Annotated in this window: 12 protein-coding genes; 3 read left to right on the top strand and 9 right to left on the bottom strand. The window is 64.8% G+C overall.

The features are described from left to right. Nucleotides 1-271: 271 nt before the first annotated feature. The 6 genes from QFZ88_RS01400 to hutI all read right to left on the bottom strand — a co-directional run bounded on the left by QFZ88_RS01400 (nucleotide 272) and on the right by hutI (nucleotide 14973). Nucleotides 272-8827: a GH36-type glycosyl hydrolase domain-containing protein gene (locus QFZ88_RS01400; RefSeq protein WP_179654188.1), complete on the bottom strand. Its 8556-nt coding sequence runs from the start codon at nucleotides 8825-8827 to the stop codon at nucleotides 272-274. 280 nt (nucleotides 8828-9107) lie between these two features. Beyond that, nucleotides 9108-9683, bottom strand: coding sequence for a HutD family protein (locus tag QFZ88_RS01405; RefSeq protein ID WP_024922246.1), 576 nt, complete (start codon nucleotides 9681-9683; stop codon nucleotides 9108-9110). A 5-nt stretch (nucleotides 9684-9688) separates the two neighbouring features. Further along, a complete protein-coding gene (gene hutU, locus QFZ88_RS01410) occupies nucleotides 9689-11365 on the bottom strand; it encodes a urocanate hydratase (RefSeq protein WP_024922245.1) in 1677 nt (558 codons plus the stop codon). Between the two features lie 19 nt (nucleotides 11366-11384). Further along, on the bottom strand, nucleotides 11385-12203 hold the full coding sequence (gene hutG, locus QFZ88_RS01415) for an N-formylglutamate deformylase (protein ID WP_024922244.1): 819 nt from the start codon (nucleotides 12201-12203) through the stop codon (nucleotides 11385-11387). Beyond that, nucleotides 12200-13744 (bottom strand): histidine ammonia-lyase, encoded by a 1545-nt coding sequence (hutH, locus tag QFZ88_RS01420; protein ID WP_024922243.1) that lies wholly within the window; start codon nucleotides 13742-13744, stop codon nucleotides 12200-12202. The genes hutG and hutH overlap by 4 nt, the downstream gene beginning before the upstream one ends. Beyond that, nucleotides 13741-14973 carry an imidazolonepropionase gene (gene hutI, locus QFZ88_RS01425; RefSeq protein WP_024922242.1) on the bottom strand — a complete coding sequence of 411 codons (1233 nt, stop codon included), beginning with the start codon at nucleotides 14971-14973 and terminating at the stop codon, nucleotides 13741-13743. Before hutI ends, hutH begins: the two co-directional genes overlap by 4 nt. Nucleotides 14974-15073: 100 nt before the next feature. Between hutI and QFZ88_RS01430 the strand changes: the two genes are divergently transcribed. Continuing rightward, nucleotides 15074-16429 (top strand): formimidoylglutamate deiminase, encoded by a 1356-nt coding sequence (locus QFZ88_RS01430; protein ID WP_024922241.1) that lies wholly within the window; start codon nucleotides 15074-15076, stop codon nucleotides 16427-16429. A gap of 36 nt (nucleotides 16430-16465) precedes the next feature. After that, nucleotides 16466-17194, top strand: coding sequence for a histidine utilization repressor (gene hutC / locus QFZ88_RS01435; RefSeq protein ID WP_024922240.1), 729 nt, complete (start codon nucleotides 16466-16468; stop codon nucleotides 17192-17194). 12 nt (nucleotides 17195-17206) lie between these two features. Here the strand turns inward: hutC and QFZ88_RS01440 are convergent, their stop codons facing one another. Next, nucleotides 17207-17824 (bottom strand): GNAT family N-acetyltransferase, encoded by a 618-nt coding sequence (locus tag QFZ88_RS01440; RefSeq protein ID WP_307416927.1) that lies wholly within the window; start codon nucleotides 17822-17824, stop codon nucleotides 17207-17209. Continuing rightward, on the bottom strand, nucleotides 17742-19277 hold the full coding sequence (locus QFZ88_RS01445) for a DEAD/DEAH box helicase (protein ID WP_024922238.1): 1536 nt from the start codon (nucleotides 19275-19277) through the stop codon (nucleotides 17742-17744). Before QFZ88_RS01445 ends, QFZ88_RS01440 begins: the two co-directional genes overlap by 83 nt. A 486-nt stretch (nucleotides 19278-19763) precedes the next feature. Here QFZ88_RS01445 and QFZ88_RS01450 point away from each other — a divergent pair, with 486 nt between their 5' ends. Beyond that, entirely contained in the window at nucleotides 19764-21296 is a 1533-nt protein-coding gene (locus tag QFZ88_RS01450; protein ID WP_024922237.1) for an acyl-CoA carboxylase subunit beta, read from the top strand. A 10-nt stretch (nucleotides 21297-21306) separates the two neighbouring features. On the opposite strand, the gene QFZ88_RS01455 is transcribed toward QFZ88_RS01450, so the two are convergent. After that, nucleotides 21307-22314 (bottom strand): hypothetical protein, encoded by a 1008-nt coding sequence (locus QFZ88_RS01455; RefSeq protein WP_024922236.1) that lies wholly within the window; start codon nucleotides 22312-22314, stop codon nucleotides 21307-21309. Nucleotides 22315-22379: the final 65 nt, after the last annotated feature.

Here is a 22379-nt window from a genome sequence, read left to right on the forward strand (position 1 = left end):
TTACTCCGCGAAACGATCCATTGTGCGCCGCATTATTGCGGTGAACACGTATCTCCAGATGAGCGGCAAAACAATGCCCACCAGTGCCTTCTGTTCCGTTCCGTCGAACAAAACATGACAACGGGCAGAAATCTGCCGTGATCGCGTAACGGTTTGAGATAAAAGGTGAAATCCCAATGCTGCGGCAAAATTGCGGCAGAAGCCCGCCGCTGCCACATTTTTGTGCATTTCAAGGCAGCCGCCGGTGACTTCCGGCGGCCGCCCTCCGGCATCAGGCCGGTATCTTGACGACGACCTCGGTAATCTTGCCGTCCTTGAGGTCGAAGGCGTTGCCCTTGACCTTGGCGCCATCCACTTCCAGCGAGATCGTCTTGGCGCCCTTGGCGCGCACGACGCGGACCGCGTGCTCGGTGCCGTCGATCTTGAGCCTGGCCGAATAACCCGGCCAGTCGGACGGCAGTTTCGGGTTGATCTCGACGCGCTTGCCGCGCCGCTCGATGCCCAGAATGCCTTCCACAGCGGCACGGTAGAGCCATCCGGCGGAACCGGTGTACCAGGTCCAGCCGCCGCGCCCGCCCTTGCCTTCGCCGGCATAGATGTCGGCCGCGACGACATAGGGCTCGACCCGGTAGTGTTCGGCCGCGTCCGCGTCGAGGGCGTGGTTGACGGGGTTCAGCATCGAGAAGCAGCGATAGGCCTCGTCAGTGCGCCCCATCTCGGCCAAGGCGATGACGAACCACGTCGAGGCGTGGGTATATTGGCCGCCATTCTCGCGCACGCCCGGCGGATAGCTCTTGATGTAGCCGGGATCCTTCGTGGTCTTGGAGAAGGGCGGCGTGAACAGCTTCACGATCTTGAGCTCTTCGTCGACCAGATGCTTGATCGCCTGATCCATCGCCGTATGGGACCGCGCCGGATCGCCCTCGCCCGACAACACACTCCACGACTGCGCGATCGAGTCGATCTTGCACTCGTCGGAACCGCGCGAACCGAGCGGCGAGCCGTCATCGAAGCTGCCGCGCCGATACCACTCGCCGTCCCAGGCCTTGTTCTCCAGCGCTCGCTTGAGGTTGGCGGCATGCGCCTCCCAGGCCTTGGCGTGCTTGGCATCGCCCTGTGCCTTGGCGACCGCAGAGAAGTCGGTCAGCGTCTTCAGCAGGAACCAGCCCAGCCAGACGCTCTCGCCCTTGCCGCCAACGCCGACACGGTTCATGCCGTCGTTCCAGTCGCCGCCCAGCATCAACGGCAACCCGTCGGCACCGGTGCGCTGGATCGCTAGGTCCAACGCCCGCGCGCAGTGCTCGTAGAGCGGCACGATCGTCTTGGAGACTTGCGGCTCGAAGAAGGAGTCGTGCTCGCCCTCGGCCAGCGGCTTACCCTCGATGAACGGCAGCGCTTCCTTCAGGATCGACTTGTCGCCGGTCACGGTGATGTAGCGCGACACCGCATGCGCGAGCCAGACGACGTCGTCCGAGATCGTGGTGCGCACGCCGGCGCCGGTGCGCGGCAGCCACCAATGCTGCACGTCGCCTTCCGGGAACTGGCGTCCGGCGGCGTTCAGGATTTGCTCACGTGCCAGCGACGGGTCATGCGCCAACAGGGCCAGCGTGTCCTGCAGCTGGTCGCGGAAGCCGAAGGCGCCGCTCGCCTGATAGAAGGCGGTGCGGGCACGAATGCGGCAGGCCAGCGCCTGATAGGGCAGCCAGTGATTGACCATGGCATCCAGTGCCTTGTCGGGCGTTTCTACCTGGATCGTGTCGAGGAAGCCGCGCCAGGCGACCTCGTTGTCGGCAAGCCGCTTGTCAAAGTCCTTGGCGCGATGCGTCTTGACCAATGCGCTCGCCTCGCCGGCGGAACCGGCGTCGCCCATCAACCACAGCAGCGTGACGTCGCCGCCCGCCGGAATGTCGACGTCGCGCGCCAATGCCGCGCATGGATCGTCGCCGGCCTCGATGCGGCCGGAGAGCGCAGCACCCGCGGTGACGGACTGCGGCGACGCGCTGGTGCCGTGCCGGCCGAGGAACTCCTGTCGGTCAGCGGTGAAGGATTGCGGTTCGCGATCGCTGGCCAGGAAGGCGACGCGATCACCGAAGTCGAGCCCATAGGGGTTCTGGGCCAGGAGCGCGCCGGTTGCCTCGTCGCGCTGCGACAGGATGGTCGCGGCCGTCTTCGAGCGATGGCTGCCGAGCACCCATTCGGCGTAAGCGTAGATGCGCAGCCTTGCCGGCTCTGTGCCGGAGTTCTGGATACGCAGCCGCGTGACGCGCACGGGGTCCGTCGGATCGACGACATGGGTCAAATCCATCGACAATGCGCCACGCTTGGTGCGGAAAGTGGAAAAACCCTGCCCGTGCCAGGTCTCGTAGACCATGGCCGGGTCGCGCAGCAGCGCCGCCGTCGGCGAATAGGATTCGCCGCTGTCGAGATCGTGGATGTAGATGCCCTCGCCCGGCCGGTTGGCGACCGGATCGTTCGACCACGGCGTCAACTGATAGTCGCGGCTGTTGCGGCTCCAGGTGAAGGCAGCGCCTTCAGCCGATGTGTGGAAGCCGAACGCCTCGTTGGCGATGACGTTGATCCATGGCTGCGGCGTCGAGCGACGACCGGTCAGGCGCACCACATAGTGACGGCCGTCGCCGTCGAAGCCGCCATAGCCGTTCCAGTAGTTGAGATCGGTGCCGTCGGCGGCGATGTCCCTGCCATCCTTTTCCGGCTTGCGGGGCGCGGGTGTCTCGGCGATTTGTGCCGCCCGACCCGGATTGAGCACGTCGCGTGCCTGGATCGCCGCCGCCTCGGCCCGTTCGATCTGGTCGAAGATCATGCCGTTGCGGGTGTGCAGCACCACGCGCGCCACCGCCAGCAGCGTCTTGTAGGTGGTCTCGTCCATCAAATCGCGACGCACCGCGAAGATGTGCTGGCGCGGGCCGAACTCGTTGCCGCGCAGGCGGCTGTTCTCGCACAGAGCATCGATCGCCTGCTGCAGGTCCTGGACATAGGAAGACGCCTGCTCGTTGACGATGACGAGGTCGGCCGTCATGCCGCGTGCACGCATATACTCCTGGAAACGCAGCGCCTCGGCGACGATCTCCAGATCGGCGACGTCGCCGATGCGTACCGCGAAGATCGGGAAGTCGCCCGAAATGCTGGTTGGCCACAGGCTGGACTGCTTGCCGAGACCGGACGCGACCGCGTCCGACGGCAGGCGCAGGAACGGATCGGGATAGATCAGGTAGCGCGCCAGCTTCTGCACATTGGCCGCGTCGGTCAGGCTGAGGCCGAGATGGCGCGTCTGCACCTGCGAACGGGTCCAGGCCAGCATCGCCTGGCGGGCGAAGCTCTCGGCATGGTCGAGCCGTGCGATCGCCTCGTCCAGTTCGGTGCGGTTGGCACCGACCACCGTCCAGAAAGTGAGCGATATCTTCTTGTTGGCCGGCACGCGCACGCGCCGCCTGAGTGCGGCGACCGGATCCAGTGTAAAGCCGGCATGACCGCCGAGCTTTGCGTCGGGATCGAAGGCGGCGGCATCGGCGATGGTGCGGCCACGGCCGATGAAGGCGCGGCGGTCGGTCTCGGCTTCGCCGTCGCGGGCAAGACCGGACGGATCGGTGACGAAGTGGGCCGCGGCGATGTCCGGCTCGCCGGCGTCGCGCTTGCGGCGCGCGGCGAAGATCGCATTTCTGTTAGGCGCGATCTCAGTCTCCACGAACATCTTGGAAAACGCCGGATGGGCATTGTCGGAGGCGTCCGTGCCGAGCACCAGCTCGGCGAAGGAGGTCACCTCGATATGACGATCGGTGGCGCCGTCATTATAGAGCGTGACCCGCCTGCCCTCGCCATTGCCTTCGGAAATGACGATGCATTCCACTTCCGAGCGCAGCGAATGCACGGTCTTGATGAAGGACGCCTTGTCGTCCGAGAACTGTGCCTGGGCAACCTCGCCCGGCACGCGCTTCGGCTCGACGGTGGCCGACCACCAGTCGCCGGTGTCGGCATCGCGCAGGAAGATGTAGGAGCCCATCCGGTCCTCGGTCGGGTCCGGCTGCCAGCGGGTGACGGAAAAGTCGCCCCAGCGCGAATAGCCCGAGCCGGTCGCCGTCACCATCACCGAATAGCGGCCGTTCGACATCAGATTGGTGGCACGCAGCGCCCAGGCGGGGTCGAGCACGACCCGCGTGTCGGGGTTCTGGAATTCGGTCTCGTCGGCGACGGCCTGTTCCTCGACGTCGGTTCGCACCGTGTCGGCCGGGATTTCGCGCGGCGCCTTCTCCTGCAGCAACAGTTCAGCGGATTCGATGACCGGATCGCTGTGGAAGCGGTCGCGCAGCCGGCCCTCGAAGACGGCGTCGGCGATGGCGGCGATCGACATGCCGGAATGGTGCGCGAAATAGTTCTGCACCACGGCATGGTCGGTGCCTTCCGGCACGCGCTGCGGCGTGAAGTCGACGGCGTCGTAATAGCCGTAGCGGCCAAGCGCGCCGATGCTTTCGAGACGCTTCAGATTGGCGACGGCCTCGCGCGGCATGAACTGCGCGGCCATGATCGTCGCATAGGGCGCGATCACCGTGTTCTGGCCAAGACCGCGCTTCAGGCCTAGGCCGGGCACGCCGAAATTGGTGTACTGGTAGTTCATCTCGCGGTCGCGGGCATTGTAGGCCGCTTCCGAAATGCCCCACGGCACGTTCTTGGAACGGCCGTACTGCATCTGCCGCTTGATGATCAGCTTGCTTGTCTGGTTCAGGATAGAGCCCTGCGGTTCCTTCATGACCAGCGGCGGCATCAGATATTCGAACATCGAGCCGGACCACGACATCAGCGCGCCGCGGAAACCGATCTCGACCACCGGGCGGCCGAGGCGGAACCAATGCTCGGTCGGCAGGTCGCCCTTGGCGATGGCGAACAGGCTGGTCAGGCGGCATTCGGAGGCAAGCAGGTCGTAGCAGGCCTCGTCGAGCTGACGCTCCTCGACCCGGTAGCCGATCGACAAGAGTTTGCGGTCCTGCCGCAGCAGGAAACCGAACTCCATCTCGAAGGCGTAGCGACGGGTGCGCTCGTGCAATTCGAGCAGCTTGACGCGCAACGCCTGCGCCGCCTTCTCGTCGGCCTGCGCGTCCTGCACATGCGCCTCGCATGTCGCTTCGAGCCGCGCCGCCCAGTCGACGATGATGTCGCTGGCGGTCGAATTGGCTTCGGCATGGATGGCGGCGGCGAGCTTGCGGATTTCTCCGGCAAGCACGGTCAGGTTGACGGTGCGCGCGGAAGCCATTTCGGGCTGCGCCTTGATGGTGCGCACGGCGCGGCGCATGCCGTCCAACCGGTCGGCCAGGCGCTGACGCAGCGGCCGCAGCTGGCGACGGTCGTCCGGCAGATCGTCCAGGCTTTCATTGAGGATGGCCACGGTGTCGAGCACCCCCTCGACATCGCCATGCAGATGCACGGACGGCGCTTCCGCCCATTCGGCGCAGGTCGCCGCCACCGTCACCAGATGGCCGGCGAGATTGCCGCTGTCGACCGCTGAAATATAGGTCGGACGCAGCGGGTTGAGCGTCGTCGTCTCGTACCAGTTGTAGAGATGGCCGCGGCTGCGCTCCATGCGCTCGATGGTCTGCATGGTCGCGTCGATGCGCGCGATCGCTTCCGACAGGCTGATCCAGCCGAAATCGCGGGCCGAGACGACCGAAAGCAAATAAACGCCGATATTGGTCGGCGAGGTGCGCGACGCCACGATCGGCTTCGGGTTTTCCTGGAAATTGTCCGGCGGCAGATGGTTCTGTTCGGCCGTGACGAAGTTCTCGAAATAGTGCCAGGTGCGGCGCGCCGCGACGCGCAGCGCATGCACGTCCTGCGGCAACAGGTGCAGCCGGTCCTCGGTTTCGGCCGAACGGCTGACCAGCCAGGCAAAGGCCGGCGAGCCGATCCAGAACAGGGCGAAGGCGAAGGCGACGAAGGCGCCGGTAGAATCGTCGAACACCGGGATGACGAGGCCGATGGCGCCGATGATCACCGCGCCATACATCATGCTGTAATAGGAGCCGATGTCGTTTCCGCTGCCCTTGTGCGCCTGCGAGGCGGTGCGCCATTCGAGCAGATTCTTGCGGCTGACGAACAGGCGGTAAAGCGTGCGGATGATAGCGTCGCCCATCATCCAGGCCTGGTGTGCCATCAAGACGATCTTCAGCGCCACCATGGCGGTGCCGAAGGCGATGTCGTGCGCCAAGGCCGAGAAATGCCCGCGCGGCGTGGCATTGCTGCTCTTCGGGATGATGGCGTTGACGATGTCGAAGGTGGGCGCCATGAACAAAGTCAGGATCAGCAGCGCCTGCCACTGCGCGGCTTGCGTGAACGGCAAAAGCGTCCAGCCGGCGATCGCCGCCATCACCCAGAAGATCGGGGTGAGCGAACGGCGCAGATTGTCGATCATCTTCCAACGCGACAATGCGGGCACGCCAGAACGCGGATCGAAGATGAAGCTCAACAGCTGCCAGTCGCCGCGCGCCCAGCGATGGGTACGCGAGGCGTCCACCCAGTAGCGGGTCGGATAATCCTCGACCAGCTCGACATCGGTGACCAGCGCCGAACGCGCCAGCGCGCCTTCGAGCAGGTCGTGGCTGAGCACGGTGTTGTCTTCGATGCGCCCCTTCAGCGCGGCCTCGAAGGCATCGATATGATAGAGGCCCTTACCGGTGAAGGAGCCGTCACCGAACACGTCCTGATAGAGATCGGACACGGCGAAGACATAGGGATCGAGGCCACGATTGGCCGAGAACACGCGCTGGAAGAACGACGCCTCGTCGCCGGTGGTCAGCGACGGCGTGATGCGCGGCTGCATGATGCCGTAGCCGGCGGTGACGCGGCGCTTTACCGGGTCGAAATGCGGCTTGTTCATCGGATGGCACATCTTGCCGATGAGCTTGGCGATCGCGTCGCGCGTGGTGCGCGTGTCCGCGTCCAGCGTCATCACATGCACGATGTTCTCCGGCAGCGGCGTCTCCAGCGGCAGGAAGGTGGTGTCGCTGTCGCCGCGCAGAAGCAGGTTCAATTCGTGCAGTTTGCCGCGCTTGCGTTCCCAGCCCATCCATGCGCCCTGCGCCGGATTGTAGAGCCGGCGCCGATGCAGGAGATAAAAGCGCGGCGCGCCCTCGGTCGGATAGCGCTGGTTGAGCATCGCGATCTGGCTATGGGCGAAATCGAGGATCTCGGTGTCGTTGGCACTGATTTCCGCCTTGCTGTCGGGCCAGTCCGAAAGCAGGGCGAAATGCAATTCGCCCGACATGTTGGCGAGGTGATGCACCTCGATGTTGCGGACATTCTCCTCGACATCGTCGCGGGAGCCGATCAGCGACGGCACCACGACCAGGGTGCGCGCCTCGACCGGAATGCCGTCCTTGTATTCATAGCCGACAAGGCGTGTCGGCTTGAGGAACAAAAGCACCACGGTGTTGAAGAAGGCGAGCGCGCCTTCGCTGGCCGGTACGGCGAACAGCAGCAACATCAGCGTGATGCCCGCGATCGGCAGACCAAGAGCGGCCAGCGCGTTGCCCGTCAACCACAACAAGAGGACGGTGAGCAGGAAAACCGGCAGCACGATGCCGAGCCAGCCGGTCTTGCGGAAACCGCGCAGGAAGCTGCGGCCGAGGCTCGGCGAATAGCCGATCGCCTTTTCAAGTTCGGGACGGCGCGAACCGACAAGGAAAAAGCCGATGTCAGTGCCGTTGGCCGCATCCGTAGCCTGGTCGACAGCCTGCCCGGCCGCCGCCGCCATATCCGTCGCCTTTTCGGCAACGACGTATTCCGACTGCTTCGAACGCTTGGCCAGTTCCTCGATCTCGGTGCGGTATTGGTCGCGCGAGGCGAAATCGAGTTCCGAGAAATTGGTCCGCTCGCGCAACAACGCGTCGATGCGGCTGACCCCTTCGAACCAGACCGTCCAGTCGACGTCGTTGATCAAGCGCAGGCCGCGGATGATGTTACCGGTGGTGACGTTGCCGCTCGACAGCGTCTGGTGCTCGGCGATGGTGATTTCCTCGGCGTCGGTGCCGGACTTCTCCAGCTCCGCCTCGAGCCATTCGAGCGCCCTGCCGGCATTCTGCGAACCGTCGCGCAGCCGGTAGAGCAGCTGGGTGGCGAAAGTGGTGTCGCCCGCATGCGCCTGGTACTTGCCCAGGATCGACTGGCGGTCGGCGCTGTCGCCGGCGGCAAGCACCTTGTCGGCGACGTCATTGGCGATGAGCCGCATGTCGCGCGAGCGGTTGACGCGCACGGCAAGGCGGCGAAGGTTTTCGATCAAGACGAAGCGCAGCAGCGACGGCAGCGCCCAGATCTCGCCGATCTTCATCGGCTCGATCGACTGGAAGCCCTCGACGATCGCCTTGAACATCTGCGAGGAGATCGAACTGTCGGAATGCGCGACATAGGCCCAGGCAACCGCAAGCGCGCGCGGAATGGCGGTGCCATCGGCGAGCTTCAGCGTCGGCAGCTGGCGATAGAAGCGGCGCGGCAGGTCACGCTTGATCTGATAGATCGTTTCCTCGACCAGATAATTGTTGTCGAGCAGCCACTGGGCGGCCGGCGTCACCGTCTCGCCCCGCGCCTGCGCGGCATTGGTCAGGCGGTAGACTTCGAGGATCTTCTTGGCGCTGTCGCGGTTGCGCTTCTGGAAATCGAACGGCTCGAGCCCGGCGAGATCGGAGACATCGCCCCGTGCCAGGCTTTCGCCCAGCGCCCGCAACCTGTCCTCGGACAAGTACTGCGACCGGATCGGCTCCTCCGCAGCGGCTGGGAAACGCGCGGCGGCGGTCCTGATTTCGGCGGGGCTATTCTGAATGTTCATCAAGCAATCCGTGCGGCGGGAACCGGTCGCGGCGCGACCCTATCGTCCCCGATGTTCGATATCGATTTACAGGTGATTGATTGCGTAGCAAAGCGGGTCGAACGAGCTTGTCCTCTCATCTCGTCGAAGATTAGTGGCCGTTGCTCCCCCGACAACCTCTATGCACGCGCCTGCGCTACCAACGGGCCGATCGAATGGCAAGGATTCAGGCATTTTCGTGATAGCGCAACCGCCCGGCGCGATATTTCGGGCCGGGCGCGATAACGCTTGGAATCAGCCTTTAATCGTTTTGGATGGCGATCACAAAAAGGATCGCGTGCGGCTGGGGCACGAGCCGCAGCGTTTCGCTGGCTCCGTCGAGCCACAGCGTGTCGTGGGCATCGAGCGCGACGGGCGACGATTCGCCGATCGCGATGCTGCCTTGATGGCAGAACAGAAGCGTGGTGGCGGCTTCAGAGACGAAGTCGAACGGCTTGGCAAGCACCAGCCGGCGAACGCCGTGGCGCGCGCGGCCACGGCGGGTCATGACATTGAGGTCGGTAATCGGTCCCGCCGGCAGCGACGCATCGGTCGCCGCGTCGGCGGGAAAGAAAAGCGGATCGGATGCGCGCGTGAGCTCGACCGGCGCGCGGCCGGCGATCGTCAGCCGCATCCCCTCGCCTTCCAGGATCGACAGCGTGCGGTCGATGCCGGCAAAGACCGAGAACGGCCCGCCCGCCTCGACGCGCGCCATCGAGATGCGCCAGTCGAAATCGTCCAGTCCGGCGCCGGCCGGCGAGACGGCGATTTCCGTCGTCACGCCGCCGCCGTTCTTCCACGGCATGGAACGATAATCGGCCGCACGCAGGATGCGCATCGCGTTTAGCCCAGGATGCCCGGCAGGTTGAGCTGGTGTTCCCTGGCGCATTCGATGGCGATGTCGTAGCCGGCATCGGCATGGCGCATGACACCAGTGGCCGGATCGTTCCACAACACACGCTCGAGCCGGCGTGCCGCATCTTCCGTGCCGTCGGCGACGACGACCATGCCGGAATGCTGCGAGAAGCCCATGCCGACGCCGCCGCCGTGATGCAGCGACACCCAGGTGGCACCTGACGCGGTGTTGAGCAGAGCATTCAGCAGCGGCCAGTCGGACACGGCATCCGAACCGTCCTTCATCGCTTCCGTCTCGCGGTTGGGCGACGCGACCGAGCCGGAATCGAGATGATCGCGGCCGATGACGACCGGGGCCTTCAATTCACCCTTGGCGACCATTTCGTTGAAGGCGAGGCCGAGGCGGTGACGGTCGCCGAGGCCGACCCAGCAGATGCGCGCCGGCAGGCCCTGGAACTTGATACGCTTCTGCGCCATGTCGAGCCAGTTGTGCAGGTGATGATTGCCGGGGGTCAGTTCCTTCACCTTGGCGTCGGTCTTGTAGATATCCTCCGGATCGCCCGAGAGTGCTGCCCAGCGGAACGGGCCGATGCCGCGGCAGAAGAGCGGACGGATATAGGCCGGCACGAAACCGGGGAAATCGAAGGCGTCCTTGACACCTTCCTCCAGTGCCATCTGGCGGATGTTGTTGCCGTAATCGACGGTGGGCACGCCCATCTTATGGAAGTCGAGCATCGCCTTGACATGGGTGGCCATGGATTTCTTGGCGGCGACGACGACAGCGTTGGGATCGCGCTCGCGCTTTTCTTCCCATTGCCCGACGGTCCATCCCTGCGGCAGATAGCCATTGACCGGATCGTGGGCCGAGGTCTGGTCGGTGACCGCGTCGGGGCGCACGCCACGCTTCACCAGTTCGGGGAAGATGTCGGCGGCGTTGCCGAGCAGCGCCACGGAAATCGCCTTCTTTTCCTTGCAGGCCTTGTCGATGATGGCCAGCGCATCGTCGAGGTCCTTGGCCTGGACGTCGACATAACCGGTCTTCAGACGCATCTCGATGCGCGAGGGCTGGCACTCGACGGCAAGGCAGGAGGCGCCGGCCATGGTGGCGGCCAGCGGCTGCGCGCCGCCCATGCCGCCGAGGCCGGCGGTGAGGATCCAGCGGCCGGACAGGTCGCCATTGTAGTGCTGGCGGCCGAGCTCGACGAAGGTCTCGTAGGTGCCCTGCACGATGCCCTGCGAGCCGATATAGATCCAGGAACCGGCCGTCATCTGGCCGTACATCATCAGGCCCTTCTTATCGAGCGCGTTGAAATGCTCCCAGGTCGCCCAGTGCGGCACGAGGTTGGAATTGGCCAGCAAAACCCGCGGTGCATCCTTGTGCGTCTTGAACACGCCGACCGGCTTGCCGGACTGAACGAGCAGCGTCTCGTCAGCCTCGAGCTTGCGCAGCGCGCCGGCGATGCGGTCGAAACTGTCCCAGTCGCGGGCGGCGCGGCCGATGCCGCCATAGACCACCAGCTCGCCGGGCTTTTCGGCGACGATCGGGTCGAGATTGTTCATCAGCATGCGCAGCGGCGCTTCGGTGAGCCAGCTCTTGGCGGTCAGCTCGGTGCCGGTGGCGGCGCGGATGGTGCGGGAATTGTCGATACGGGTGTGTTGGGTCATGCGAATGCTCCCTCGAAGATCAGGCCTTCGCCCAGTTGAGTGCGGTCGTCAGGATTTCAGTCAGCGTCGCGCGCATCGGCGCGGCGAATTCGGGATCGTAGCGGCTCGGCCAGTTGGCCGGACCGACCTTGCCTTCCGGCTCCAGCATGTAGCCACGGCAGGAAAGCTCCATCTGCAAGGCATGGACGCCGTCTTGCGGCCGGCCATGATCGCGGGTGATCCAGCCGCCCTTGAAGCGGCCGTTGACGACCCAGGGCCGCCCCGTCGCGACCATGATGTCGGCGACCTTTTTCTCAAGCGCCGGATCGGCGCTCTTGCCGGAATTGGTGCCAAGGTTGAACAGCGGCAGCTTGCCTTCGAACAGCCTCGGGATGACGGAACGGATCGAGTGGCAATCGTAGAGCACGATCTTGCCGTGCAGGCCGCGCAGCCGCGCGATCTCGGCCTCGAGCGCGGCATGGTATGGTTCGAAATAGATCTTGCGGCGCCCGGCCACGTCGTCGGTGTTCGGCTCAAGCCCTGATTTATAGAGCGGTTCACCGTCGAAGGTCGTTGTCGGGCACAGTTCCGTCGTCGCCTGCCCCGGATAAAGCGAGACGCCGGACGGATCGCGGTTCACGTCGATGACGGAACGCGAGATCGTGGTGCGCACCACGGTGGCGCCGAGGCCGACGGCGAAATCGTAAAGCTGCTCGATCCACCAGTCGGCGTCGCGGCGGGCGAGCCAGGCAGAGACGAAACGATCGTCCAGCCCGGCAAGGTCGGTACCGGTGTGCGGGATCGAGACCAGCAGCGGCGCCTCGCCGCGCTGGACGGTGAGCCAGGCGGGCTGCGTCATGCAGCGCCCCCGCTGATCGCCGGCAGCTTGATCGCCTTGGCGGCCTCGACCAGCGCGCCACCGCGCACCAGCGCGATCGCCTTTTCCATGTCGGGATGGAAATGACGGTCGTCGTCGAGATAAGGCACCTGCGTCCGCACCGCCTTGCGCACGGCCTCCAGCGCGGCACTGGAAGCCAGCGGCTGGTGGAAATCGCAGCCCTGGGCCGCGGCAAGCAATTCGATGCCGATCACGGCGGTGGCGTTCTCGATCATGCCGATCAGGCGGCGCGCGCCATGCGCGGCCATCGAGACGTGGTCTTCCTGGTTGGCCGAGGTCGGGATGGAATCGACCGAGGCCGGATAGGCCTTCTGTTTGTTTTCGGAAACGAGTGCGGCCGCCGTCACCTGCGGGATCATGAAACCGGAGTTGAGGCCGGGTTTTGGCGTCAGGAAGGCCGGCATGCCGGACAGCGCCGGATCGACCAGCATGGCGATGCGCCGCTCCGACAGCGAGCCGATCTCGCAGACGGCGAGCGCGATCATGTCGGCGGCGAACGCCACCGGCTCGGCATGGAAATTGCCGCCGGACAGCGCGGTGTCGTCCTCGGCGAAGATCAGCGGGTTGTCGGTGACGCCGTTGGCCTCGGTTTGCAGCGTGTCGGCGGCCTTGCGCAGAACGTCGAGTGCGGCGCCCATGACCTGCGGCTGGCAGCGCAGGCAATACGGGTCCTGCACGCGCTCGTCGCCGACGCGGTGGGATTCGCGGATGGCGCTGCCGGCCATCAGGTTGCGCAGCGCTTCCGCGGTCTCGATCTGGCCGCGATGCTTGCGCAAGAGATGAATGCGCGGATCGAACGGCGCGTCGGAACCTTTCGCGGCATCCGTCGACAGCGCGCCGGCTATCAGCGCCGATTGATAAAGCACTTCTGCCTCGAACAGGCCGGCCAGCGCATAGGCGGTGGAGAACTGCGTGCCATTGAGCAGCGCCAGCCCTTCCTTGGCGCCCAGCGTCACCGGTTCCAGGCCGTGCGAGGCAAAGGCGACCCTGGACGGGAAGCGGCCATGCGGGGTAAAGCATTCGCCAACGCCGATCATCACCGCCGTCATGTGCGAGAGCGGCGCAAGATCGCCAGAAGCGCCGACCGAGCCTTGCGCCGGCACCACCGGAATGACGTCGTTGGCCAGCATCTTCTGCAAGAGATCGATCGTCGCTGGCTTCACGCCGGAAGCGCCCTGCGCCAGCGAGGCGAGCTTCAGCGCCATCATCAATCGCGCCACCGCGACAGGCATCGGCTCACCGACGCCGGCGGCATGGCTGAGCACGATGTTGCGCTGGAGCGTTTCAAGGTCGGCGGCGGGAATGCGCACGCTGGCGAGTTTGCCGAAGCCGGTGTTGATGCCATAGACCGGCTCACCCTTGGCGACGATGCGCTCGACCGCCCTGGCGCTGGCCTCGATGGCCGGCTTGCAGGATGGATCGAGCACCGGCACGGCGCCGCGATAGATGGCGCGCCAGTCGGCCAGCGTGGCGTTTCCGGGTTTCAGTACGAGTTCGGTCATTGTCCCCTCCAGATACGAGCATGGAGCGGATTGAAGCCCATGCGATAAACAAGTTCAGCCGGCCGCTCGATATCCCAGATGGCGAGGTCGGCCCATTTACCGGCTTCCAGCGTGCCGGTTTCGCCCTGCAATCCGAGTGCGCGGGCGGCTTCGCGGGTGATGCCGGCGATGCATTCGTCAACGGTCATGCCAAACAACGTCGCCGCCATGTTCGTGGTGAGCAGCAGCGAGGTGAGCGGCGAAGTGCCAGGATTGTTGTCGGTGGCCACCGCCATCTTCACGCCATGCTGGCGAAACAGTGCGATCGGCGGCTTCTTCGTCTCGCGGATGAAATAATAGGCGCCGGGCAGGATGCCGGCGACCGTTCCAGCCTTGGCCATCGCCGCGGCACCGGCATCGTCGGTATATTCGAGATGATCGGCCGAGAGCGCACCATAGCGGGCCGCAAGCGCGGCACCATTCAGGTTGGACAGCTGGTCGGCATGCAGCTTCACCGGCAGGCCGGCAGCCTTCGCTGCGTCGAAAACGCGGGCAATCTGCTCCGGCGAAAAGGCGATGCCCTCGCAGAAACCGTCGACGGCGTCGGCGAGCTTGTCGGCGGCGACCGCCGGCAGCATCGTTTTGGCCACCAGGTCGATGTAAGCGTCCTTGTCGCCATTGGCCTCGACCGGCAGCGCATGCGCGCCGAGGAAGGTGGTGCGCACCGTCACCGGGCGCGCCACGCCGAGGCGGCGCGCCGCCCTCAACGACTTCTTCTCATTGGCGAGATCGAGCCCGTAGCCGGATTTCACCTCTACGGTAGTGACGCCTTCGGCCATCAACGCATCGAGGCGCGGCAGGGTCTGCGCGACCAGCTCATCCTCGCTCGCCGCACGCAGCGCCTTCACCGAGGAAACGATGCCGCCGCCGGCGCGGGCGACTTCTTCATAGGTGGCGCCAGTCAGCCGCATCTCGAATTCGTTGGCGCGGTTACCGGCATGGATGAGATGGGTGTGGCAGTCGATAAGGCCGGGCGTGATCCAACGGCCTTCGCAATCGACGATTTGAGTTCCGGAAGGAGTTGCCGGCATGTCCGCTTCGGGACCAGCATAGGCAATGCGGCCATCGCGCGCCACGACGGCGCCGCGTTCGATTTCACCAAGACCTGCGGCAGTTTCGGCCAGCGTCGCAAGGCGCGCATTGCGCCACACGCGGCTTGCCCCTGCCCGGCCCTTCTCCTCCTCAGCCATAGCTTTTTTCCGCTTCACTCCACTGAAATTATGTATATACATATTGAGACGCGGCGCAAGTGTTATTCTGGCGTCGATTACGCACAGGGAGGATTATGGCGTGACGGCAATCTTTGCGGAACAGGCGCTTTTAGCCGACGGCTGGCGCAGGAATGTGCGCATCGCGGTTTCCAACGGCGCGCTTGCCTCGGTGCAACCCGACACCACCGCGCAGCCCGGCGACGAACGGCACGCCATCGTCGTCCCGGGCATGCCGAACCTGCACAGCCACGCCTTTCAGCGTGGCATGGCCGGCCTTGCCGAAACGCGCGGCCCCGGCGCCGACTCTTTCTGGAGCTGGCGCGAGGTGATGTATCGCTTCGCGCTGTCGATGACGCCCGACGATGTCGAGGCGGTCGCGTCGCAGCTTTATGTCGAGATGCTCGAGGCCGGTTTTTGCCGAGTTGGCGAGTTCCACTATCTGCATCATGACCACGACGGCAGCGCCTATGCCAACATCGCGGAAATGGCCGAGCGCATCGCCGCCGCCGCCAGCGCGACCGGGCTAGGGCTGACCTTGCTGCCGGTGTTCTATGCGCATTCCAGCTTCGGCGGCACCGCGCCCAACGAAGGACAGAGGCGTTTCATCAACGATCTCAACGCGTTCTCGAAACTTCTCGACAAATCGCGGAAGACTGTAGGCGCCCTCGATGGAGGCGTTGTCGGCGTCGCACCGCACAGCCTGCGCGCCGCGACGCCGGCGGAGCTGACGGATGTGGCCAAGCTGCTCCCACTGGCGCCGATCCACATCCACATCGCCGAGCAGGTGAAGGAAGTGGACGACTGCGTTGCCTGGTCAGGCAAGCGGCCGGTCGAATGGCTGCTCGAAAACCAGCAGGTCGACAGCCGCTGGTGTCTGATCCACGCCACCCACATGACCGATGCCGAGACGATCGCCATGGCGAAATCCGGCGCTATCGCCGGGCTGTGCCCGATTACCGAGGCTAATCTGGGAGACGGCACCTTTTCCGGGCCCCTGTTCTCAAGCCATGGCGGCCGCTACGGCGTCGGTTCCGATTCCAACGTGCTGATCGGCGTCAGTGACGAACTGCGCCAGCTCGAATATTCCGAGCGCATCCTGCACCGCGCCCGCAACGTTTTGGTCGCGCCCGGCCAATCCAACGGCCGGAACTTGTTCAACTCCGCCCTGGTCGGCGGCAACCAGGCGCTCGGTGTTGCGAAAACCGGCCTCGAAGCCGGCGCGCCCGCCGATTTCGTCTCGCTTGATGCGAACCACCCTTCACTTGCCGGCAAATCCGGCGACGCCATTCTCGACGCGTGGATCTTCGCGAACGGCACGCAAATTGACTGCGCATGGGTGCATGGCAAGAAACGGGTCGAGAACGGCCGTCATTTTGCGCGCGAGGCCATTGCCGAACGCTTCCGGAATGTGATGATCAAGCTGTCGGCCGGTTGACGGCCGCCGGATTGAAAAGATGGGGGATGCAGACTGATGACCATGACAGCGGAACCGTCGTCGCTGCATCAGCGTATCCTGTCTGACATCAGCGAGAAGATCCTGTCGGGAACCTGGGCCCCCGGCCATCGCATTCCCTTCGAGCATGAACTGACCGCCGAGTACAGTTGCTCGCGCATGACGGTGAACAAGGCGCTGTCGCAGTTGGCCAAGGCCGGGCTGATCGAGCGCCGCCGCCGCTCCGGCAGTTTCGTGCGCCAGCCGCATTCGCAGGCGGCGATTCTCGAAATCCACGATATCCGCACCGAGGTCGAGGTGACCGGCCTGCCCTACCGCTACGAGCGCGTGTCGCGACACAAGCGCCGCTCCAACACCGAAGATCGCGACCTGCTCGGCCTCGAAACCGCCGGACCGGTACTGGCGCTGGAATGCCGGCACTTCGCCGGCAAGCGGCCGTTCTGCCAGGAACGGCGCCTGATCAACCTGACCGCCGTGCCGGAAGCGGACGAAGAAGAGTTCTTCGACATCAGCCCGAGCCCCTGGCTGGTCGGGCGCGTGCCGTGGAATGCCGCCGAACATCGCATCCGCGCCATGGCGGCGGACCAGGCGATTGCAACTGCTCTCGACATTGCGGTCGGCGCGCCTTGCCTGGTGGTGGAGCGGCGTACCTGGAACGCCGAACACCCGGTCACGCAGGTGCGTTTCGTCTATGCCGCCGAAAGCCACGAGTTGGTGGCTCGCTTCGCCCCATCTCAGGGAACCTAAAGCGCTTCCCGCCTAGACTGAGCCGTTCGCCGCAGATTGCTTCTGCCACAGATAGAGAATGTCGGGCTCGCGCTCTTCATTGCTGCTGCCGTCGGTTTCCTCGATGACGGCAAAACCGTGTTTTTCGTAGAAAGCGCGCGCAGCCCAATTCTTCTGGAACGTCCATAGTTGCACCCTCGGTGAGGCTGCCTTGGCGATATCCAGCAATGCCGTGCCCATACCGCGTCCCTGATGGGCCGGCAGCACGTAAAGCTGGTCCACCCAGCCGTCCCGGAACGCGATGAAGCCGACGATATCGCCGTCTAGCGCACCCCAGATCTCGCATGTCCGATAGACGTGATTTCGGAAGAAGGCCCTGTCCTCGTCGGGCGTGTGCAGCCCGGCAAGCCAGGGCAGTCGCTCGTCGAAGGCTTGCCGCAGGACGATGGCGACACGATCCATGTCCTCAAGAACCAGGCGGCGTAACGTGAAGGACATCGGTTTCAAGGCATGTGGCATCAAAAAGAAAAACGGGGCCAATCCGAACCGGATGGCCCCGCTCTGTTGGTTAGGCAGCCCGCGCGGCCGGCTTGCGGCCGAAGCGGCGCTTGTTGCGGAACGGCTTGTTGCCATCCGGCTTGCGCTCGCCATGCGGCTTGTCCGTGAACGGACGATCGCCCTTGGGCTTGCCGTGGAAATGCCGTTCGCCGGCCGGCTTGCCACTGAAGGGGCGGTCACCGCTCGGGCTGCGCTCGCCCTGGGCGCCACGCTCGCCATCCGGCTTGCCGGAGAACGGACGTCCGCCCGGCTTGCCGCCGAAGCGTTTCTTGCCGAAGCCGTCATTGCGCGGCCGGCCGTCGCGGCGATGCTCGCGGCCTTCGCGCGCGCCGTCATTGGCCGGCTCGAAACCGCGCTCGCCCTGCGGACGCGGCTCGCGCGCCGGATCGGGCTGGCCGAGATGGTCGGCCAGCACCGGCAGCTTCATGCGGATGATGCGCTCGACCTGGCGCAGCTTGCTGTTCTCCGACGGATCGACCAGCGTGATCGCAATGCCATCGCGGCCGTTGCGGCCGGTGCGGCCGATGCGGTGGACATAGCTTTCCGCCTCATCCGGCAGGTCGAAGTTGACGACGTGGCTGATGCCGGGCACGTCGATGCCGCGCGCGGCGATGTCGGTGGCGACCAGAATGCGCACCGTACCGTTGCGGAACCCGTTCAGCGCGTTCTGGCGGGCGTTCTGGCTCTTGTTGCCGTGGATCACGGCGGCCTCGAAGCCGTCGCGCTCCAGATCCTTGGTGACGCGATCTGCACCATGCTTGGTGCGCGCGAACACGATCACCGAGCTCATGGCTTCGTCGGCCAGCATGTCGGACAGAACCTTGCGCTTCTGCTTGGTGCGGGCGAGCACGACGCTCTGCACGATCTCGGCGGCGGTGGTGCCCTGCGGCGCCACTTCGACACGCACCGGCTCGCGCAGCAGGCTTTGCGTCAACTGCTCGATCTCGGACGGCATCGTGGCCGAGAACAGCGCGGTCTGCCTGGCCGGATGGGTGGCCTTGGCGATGCGCTTGACGTCGTTGATGAAGCCCATGTCGAGCATGCGGTCGGCCTCGTCGAGCACCAGCCAGGTGGTCTCGGAGAGGATGACGTCCTTCTCGCGCACCAGGTCCATGAGGCGGCCGGGCGTGGCGATCAGGAAATCGACGCCGGGGCCGATCTTGCGGACCTGGCTGAAGCGGGAAACACCGCCCAGAACCAGTGCGGTGGAGACATGAGCGCCCTTGGCGAGCACCTTGACGGTTTCCTCGATCTGGACAGCCAGCTCGCGGGTCGGCGCCAGGATCAGCGCGCGCGCCGTCTTCGGCCGGCGCTTGGTGCCGAGCGCGATGATCTTGGACAGGATCGGCAGCGCGAAGGCGGCCGTCTTGCCCGAGCCGGTCTGGGCGATGCCCAGGATATCACGGCCGGCGAGCTGCGCCGGGATAGCCTGCTCCTGGATCGGCTTGGGCTCGGTGAAGCCCGCCGCAACGGTAGCCTTCAGGAGCTGGCCGGAAATTCCGAGTTTGGCGAAGCCGTTCAGCTCCGCAGCGATTTCATTGGTCAAAACAATCTTCTTTCATGCGGACATTGCCGCAAACAGCGATGGCGGCCGGGCGCAACCCGCCGTCAAAAACAGGAATGGGACGACAAGGCGGGCGGGCTTTTAGCCCGCTCGGCTGCGCTGTCGTGCCCGCCAGCCTCTTGCCGCGGGACTTACACCGCCTTGCCCAAAGCAAGGGGAACAGACGCAACCAGTCTCAATCAAGGAGAAAGCCGGGAAAGCCCCGGCCCGAGCGCCTATGAAGCGGCATATGGAGGAGTTCGCTCAAAAAAGCAAGAGCGCGATGTTGCATTGCAGCATTGCGCATATATCCCAGCGGGCAGAACGAGCTATCCCGATGCGGCGACGGGGCTTGCCCTTAAGGCCCGCCAATATTTCGCCGTCGAAGCGACGAAATGCCGGTTTGCATCGTGAAACCAAAGCCCTGCTTGCACTCCCCTCGCCGCGCCGATACCAAAAGCGGACAGAGCATTGCAGGGAGGCCGCCCGATGAAGGAAGTGCTGAAGGAACTCGAGCGTCGGCGCGAGATCGCCAGGCTTGGCGGCGGCCAGGCCCGCATCGACGCCCAGCACGCCAAGGGCAAGCTGACCGCGCGCGAGCGCATCGAGATCTTCCTCGACGAAGGTTCGTTCGAGGAGTTCGACATGTATGTCGAGCACCGCTCGACCGATTTCGGCATGGAGAAATCGAAGGTGGCCGGCGACGGCGTCGTCACCGGCTGGGGCACGGTCAACGGCCGCCCGGTCTATCTCTTCGCCAAGGATTTCACCGTGTTCGGCGGCTCGCTGTCGGAAGCCCATGCCGAGAAGGTGATGAAGGTACAGGATATGGCGCTGCGCAACCGCGCGCCGATCATCGGCCTCTACGACGCCGGCGGCGCCCGCATCCAGGAAGGCGTGGCCGCTCTCGGCGGTTATGCCGAAATCTTCCAGCGCAACGTCTTGGCCTCCGGCGTCATCCCGCAGATTTCGCTGATCATGGGCCCCTGCGCCGGCGGCGACGTCTATTCGCCGGCAATGACCGACTTCATCTTCATGGTGCGCGACACCTCCTACATGTTCGTCACCGGACCGGACGTGGTGAAGACGGTGACCAACGAGACGGTGACGGCCGAACAGCTCGGCGGCGCCTCCGTGCACACGACGAAATCGTCGATCGCCGACGGCGCCTATGACAATGACGTCGAGGCGCTGCTGCAGATGCGGCGGCTGGTTGACCTCTTGCCGGCCTCCAACACCGCCGAGATCCCCGAGATCGAATGCTACCAGTCGGTGACCGACCACGACATGTCGCTCGACCGCCTGATTCCCGACAACGCCAACAAGCCCTACGACATCAAGGAACTGATCCTGAAGACGGTGGACGAAGGCGACTTCTTCGAAATCCAGGCCTCCTTCGCCAAGAACATCGTCACCGGCCTCGGCCGCGTCGAGGGCCGCACGGTGGGTTTCATCGCCAACCAGCCGATGGTGCTGGCCGGCGTTCTGGATTCGGACGCAAGCCGCAAGGCGGCGCGTTTCGTGCGCTTCTGCGACTGTTTCAACATCCCCCTCGTCACCTTCGTTGACGTACCGGGTTTCCTGCCGGGCACCGCGCAGGAATATGGCGGACTGATCAAGCATGGCGCCAAGCTTCTGTTCGCCTATGCCGAGGCGACCGTGCCGAAGGTGACCGTGATCACCCGCAAGGCCTTTGGCGGCGCCTATGACGTCATGGCCTCGAAACATCTGCGCGGCGACATGAACTACGCCTGGCCGACGGCGCAGATCGCGGTGATGGGCGCCAAGGGCGCGGTTGAGATCATCTACCGCAAGGATATCGGCGACGCCGACAAGATCGCCGCCCACACCAAGCGCTACGAGGATCGTTTCCTGTCGCCTTTCGTGGCGGCGGAGCGCGGTTATGTCGACGAGGTGATCATGCCGCATTCGACGCGCCGGCGTGTGGCGCGCGCGCTCAGGATGCTGCGCAACAAGGACCTCCAGAACCCCTGGAAGAAGCACGACAACATTCCGCTCTAGGCGGCGCGGCCTAAGCCGCCCATTGCGCGATGTATTTGGCCGTGTCCTGGTTCATCAGGTAGCCGTAAAGGTCGTGCGGGTTGGACACGAGCCGCCCCTTGGCGGCGTCGCGGTAATACCAGCAATTGTAGATCTTCTTGTCTGTGATCGAACGGCAATACTTCTTCGAACGCATGGTCGAGAACGCCGAACGCATGCTTTCGGCATGGGCGATATAGTCGTCCTCGGCATGTACGTTGACCCAGTCGAGGAACTGGTCGCGCGGATATTTCTCGTCGTCCAGCACCACACCGTCGAGCAGGTTGCGCTGCACGCCGACCTCGCCCAGCGGACAGCCGATGGTGAGCCACAGGTTCACCTTCCGGCCGGCGTCGCGCATATGCGCGTATTCGGACCGGAACGAATATTTCCAGAAGACATCATAGGCGACCATGCAGCCGAGGCTGTGGGTGACCAGGCAGATGTCGTCGCCCGCCGCCAGTGCCGGCTCCAGAACCTGCTGCAGCCGGGCGCGGATCTCGGAGCCGACACGCTGCGAGGTCAGATAGGCGGTGAGGTCCGACTTGACCGTTTCCACCACCAGCGTGTTGAGCAGGCCGAAGGTGAGAAGGCTGCCGAACAGGCTGGCGGCATCCGCCGCCTCGTCGAGCAGCCGCCAGTCATCGGCGATATCCAGCACATGCCGATAGGCGGCCAGGTTGAAGCTGCGCAGCGCGTCGGTCATGGCGTAGGCCGCTTCCAGCTCGGCGGCAGGAAAGCACGGCCTGAAAGCGTAACCGGCATCGTTCTGCGCGGTCAGCAGCGCCGCCGTCTTGGCGCTGTAGGAAGCTTCGATGCGGTTGTTGATGTCACCGTAATAGGCGCTGGAGAAACGAACAGCGCCACTCGCCACGCCTTGGGCGATGTCGGCGCGCCCTGCCCGCTGCAAGCCTCTGACGATCGCCCGCTTCGACAGCGAGGCGAGCTCCGAACCCGCCGGCTTGATGTCCCTGCCATGAACGACGATGAGGTGCTTCATGCCGCGTCCCCCGCTGCATCAGCGATAATACCACAAAGGAGCACAGCGATCCCGGCTCTTGTTGG

The organism is Mesorhizobium sp. YL-MeA3-2017 (assembly GCF_030814575.1).
Taxonomy (GTDB): Bacteria; Pseudomonadota; Alphaproteobacteria; order Rhizobiales; family Rhizobiaceae; genus Mesorhizobium; species Mesorhizobium terrae.